General features: G+C 72.0%; 1 protein-coding gene. It reads left to right on the top strand.

What is annotated here, in order from left to right; genetic code table 11:
- Nucleotides 1–4,561: non-ribosomal peptide synthetase (locus tag QK444_RS32775; protein WP_282785930.1), on the top strand; the 4,561-nt coding region annotated here is incomplete at both ends.

The following is a 4,561-nucleotide window of genomic DNA, read 5'->3' as shown; positions in this document are numbered from 1 at the left end:
ACGTCGCGCGCTGTGCCGACACCGCGCCCAACAGCGCACCCCTGCCCGTGCAGTACGCGGACTTCGCGCTCTGGCAGCGCGAGGTGCTCGGCAGCGCCGACGACGCCGATTCGGTGCTGGCCCGACAGCTGGACTACTGGAGCAACCGGCTCCGCGGCGTGCCCGAGGTGCTGGCCCTGCCCACCGACCGCCCCCGCCCGGCCGTCGCGACCAACCGCGGCGGCGCGGTGAACGGCAGCCTGGACGCCGAATTGCACGCGGCCACCGTCGAATTCGCCACTGCGGCCCGCGCCACCCCGTTCATGGTGCTGCACACCGCGCTGGCCGTGCTGCTGGCCCGGCTCTCGGGCACCCGCGACATCGTCATCGGCACGCCCGTCGCCGGTCGCGGCGACGAGGCGCTCGACGACCTGGTCGGCATGTTCGTCAACACCCTGGTGCTGCGCACCGATGTCCGCCCCGACGCTACCCTCGCCGAACTGCTGGCGCAGGTGCGCGATACCGATCTGGCCGCCTTCGAACACGCCGCGGTGCCGTTCGAGCAGCTGGTCGAGGTGCTGAATCCGGCGCGCTCCCAGGCGCATGCGCCGATCTACCAGGTCGGGTTCACCCTCCAGAACCACAGCCAGCCCGAGTTCCGCCTGGCTCGCCTTGCCATCGCCGCCATCGACGCGGGGGTGCGCCCCATCCAGTTCGACCTGGACTGGACGCTCACCGACCGCTACGACGCCGCGGGCGCGCCCGCGGGCATCGACGTGCATCTGCACTATGCCGTCGACCTGTTCGACGAGGCGACGGCGCGCGACGTCCTCGCCGCCTTCGAACGGGTGCTGCGCGCCATGATCGCCGATCCGCGGTGCGCGGCAGGCGATGTGGAGCTGCTGTCGGTGGCCGAGCGGGGGCTGCTGCTGTCCGACCGCAATGCCACCGTCCGGCCGCTGCCCCGGGAAACCCTCGCCGACCTGCTCGACCGGCGGGCCGAACTCGATCCGGACGCCGTCGCCCTCCGCTTCGAGGGTGATGCGCTCACCTACGCGGAGCTGGCCGCGCGGGCGAATCGGCTGGCGCGTGGGCTGATCGCGGCGGGTGTCGGCCCGGACGACATCGTCGGCGTCACCGCGCACCGCTGCTTCGACATGGTGATCGCGCTGCACGCCGTCGTGCAGGCGGGCGCGGCCTATCTGCCGGTCGATCCGGAGCATCCGGTCGAGCGCATCGCACACGTCCTCGCCACCGCGAACACCACGCTGGTGCTGACCGTCGGCGGAGTCGACCTGCCCCCGGTCGACGGGGTGCGCTACCTGGACGTCGCCGCGGCGGAGCCGTCCGCACCGGCCGCCGGGCCGATCACCGACGCCGAGCGCCGCACCCCGCTGCGGCCCGACAATCTCGCCTACGTGCTGTTCACCTCCGGCTCCACCGGCCTGCCCAAGGGGGTGGCGACCAGCCACGCCGCCATCATGAATCAGCTGCGCTGGCTCGCGGACCGATACGGGGTCACCCGCGACGACCGGATCATGCAGCGAGCGCCGCTCACCTTCGACGTCTCGGTGTGGGAATGCTTCCTGCCCGCGCTCGTCGGAGCGCCGCTGCTGATCCCGCGGCCGGGCGGCCATCAGGATCTCGACTATCTGGCCGGGCTCATGCGCGACTTCGGCGTCACCATCGCCGAACACGTGCCCTCGGTGCTGGCGGCGCTCATCGCCGAGGGACACGGCGACGCGCTGCGTTCCTTCCGCCATCTGCACACCGGCGGCGAGGCGCTGCCCGCCGAACTGCTGACCCTGCTGCGCGAACATGTCGGCGGCGCGGTGCACAACGCCTACGGACCCACCGAGGCGGCCATCTCCGCCGTCTACCACGAATTCGGCACGACCGACGCCGATTACGAGGTCCCGATCGGCCGACCCAACTGGAACACCCGCGCCTATGTGCTGGACACCCGGCTGCGCCCGGTGCCGACCGGCGTCACCGGCGAACTGTACCTGGCCGGGGCGCAGCTGGCCCGCGGCTATCAGGGGCGCGGCGCGCTCACCGCGGAACGCTTCACCGCCGACCCCTTCGGCGTGCCCGGCAGCCGCATGTACCGGACCGGCGACCTGGTGCGCTGGAACCGGGACGGTGATCTGGTGTACTTGGGCCGCAACGACTTCCAGGTCAAGCTGCGTGGCCAGCGCATCGAACTCGGTGAGATCGAGGCGGCGCTGCTGGCGTCGCCGGGCGTCGCCCACGCCGCCGTTCTGCTGGCGGAGGATACGGCGGGCACCGAATGTCTGGTCGGATACATTGCCGGAGAGGGTATTTCCGCGGATTCGGTACTGGAGCAGCTGCGCGACCGGCTGCCCGGTTACATGGTGCCCGCGCATCTGGTGGTACTGGACGACATGCCGCGCACCGCTGTCGGCAAGCTCGACCGCAAGGCGCTGCCCGCCGTCGAGTTCACCGCCACCGCCACCGCTTTCCGCGCGCCCCGAGAAGGCGCGGAGTCGGTGCTGGCGGCCCTGGTGGCGGATCTGCTGGCCAGCGGACCCATCGGTGCGGACGACGACTTCTTCGGCCGCGGCGGCAATTCGCTGCTCGCCATGCGCCTGGTGGCCCGCGCCAACGCGGCGCTCGGCTGCGATCTGAGCGTGCGCGAGGTCTTCGACGCGCCCACCGTGGCCGAATTGGCACTGCGCGCCGTCCGCTCCGACCGCCAGGCGGTGGCGTTGACGCCGCGGCCGCGTCCGGAGCGAATCCCGCTGTCCCTGGCGCAGACTCGAATGTGGCTGCTCAACCGCCTGGACCCGGGATCGCCGCTCTACAACATTCCCGCCGCCCTGCGGCTCACCGGAACCCTGGATCTCGACGCCCTGCGCGCCGCCGTCATCGATGTCATGGCACGGCACGAGGCGTTGCGCACGCTGTTTCCGGCGGACGCCGACGGCCCGCGGCAGGACATCCTGCCCGTCGCCGCGGTGCCCGCGCCCGACCTCACGCCGGTCGACGCCGCGGACCTGCCGAGCGCGGTCGCGGCCGTGGCGGGACGCGGCTTCGAGCTGCGCACCGAACTGCCGGTGCGCGTCGCCCTGCTGCGCGCCGCCCCGGACGAGCACGTACTGGTCGTGGTGACCCACCACATCGCCGCTGATGGCGTGTCCACCGGCCCGCTGGCCCGCGATCTCATGGTGGCCTACGCCGCCCGCGCCGAGGGGTCGAGGCCGTCGTGGCGGCCGCTGCCGGTGCAGTACGCCGATTTCACGCTGTGGCAGCGGGAAGCCCTCGGCGACGCCGACGATCCCACCTCGGCGCTGGCCGCCCAGATCGCCCACTGGCGAACCGAACTCGCCGGGCTGGCCCCCGTGCTGGAACTGCCGACCGACCGCCAGCGACCGCCGGTGTGGACGGGCCGGGGCGCGGCGCTGCTGTTCGAACTGTCCGCCGACACCACCGCCGCGATCGCGGAACTGGCGCGCCGCCACGGTGTCTCGACCTTCATGGTGGTGCACGCCGCCTACGCGGTGGTGCTGGCACGCCTGGCCGGAACCGACGACGTCGCCATCGGCACCCCGATCGCCGGACGCTCCGAACAGGCCCTGGACGACCTGGTCGGCATGTTCGTCAACACCCTGGTGCTGCGGACTCCGGTGTGCTCGGATGCCACCTTCGCCCAGCTGCTCACCACCGTCCGCGAGGCCGACGTGCGGGCCTTCGCGCACGCCGACCTGCCGTTCGAGCGACTGGTGGACGAGTTGAATCCGGTGCGTTCCCAAGCGCATTCGCCGATCGTGCAAGCGCTGCTCACCTTCGAACACCGCGACGACACCGTCGTGCGGCTGCCCGGCCTGGAGGTCTCCGGCTTCCCGATCGAGAACACCGCGGCCCAATTCGACCTCGCGTTGGCCTGCACCGAGATCGCCGCCGAGGACGGCCGCACGGCGCTGTCGGTGGCGCTGCGCTATGCCACCGACCTGTTCGACGCCGCCACCGTGTCCGCCTTCGCGCAACGTTTCCAGCGGGTGCTGCGCACCGCCGTCGCCGATGCCACCGCGCGGGTCGGCGATATCGAGCTGCTCGCCCCCGAGGAACGTGAACTCCTGCTGTCCGAGCGCAATGCCACCGCGGTCGGGCTCACGGCCGGTCCCACCGACTACGCGGCGCTGACCCTGGCCTCGCTCTTCGAGGGCCAGGTCGCGCGCACGCCGGACGCGATCGCCGTGACCTACGGCAACACCAGCCTGTCGTACGCCGAGTTCGCCGGCAGGGCACGAAGACTCGCCCGCTTCCTGATCGCCGAGGGCGTCGGCCCCGATACCTTCGTGGCCCTGGACATGCGCCGCTCCCTCGACCTGGTAGTCGCCATGTACGCGGTCGTCATGGCCGGCGGCGCATACGTCCCCCTCGACCCCGACCACCCGGCCGACCGCACCCGGCACATCCTGGAAACCGCCCAGCCCCTATGCATTCTCACCACCTCCACCCCCACCTCCCCCAACGGCAACCCCACCAGTCCCGACGGCAACCGCACGACTCCCGACAGCAACCGCACCGCCCCCGACGGCGACTCTCCGTTGGTTCGCGG

The sequence above is a fragment of the Nocardia sp. CC201C genome, assembly GCF_030010695.1.
In the GTDB taxonomy this organism is placed as follows: domain Bacteria; phylum Actinomycetota; class Actinomycetes; order Mycobacteriales; family Mycobacteriaceae; genus Nocardia; species Nocardia otitidiscaviarum.
Note: the sequence above shows the minus strand (reverse complement) of the source record. Positions and strands in the feature narration are given on the sequence as shown.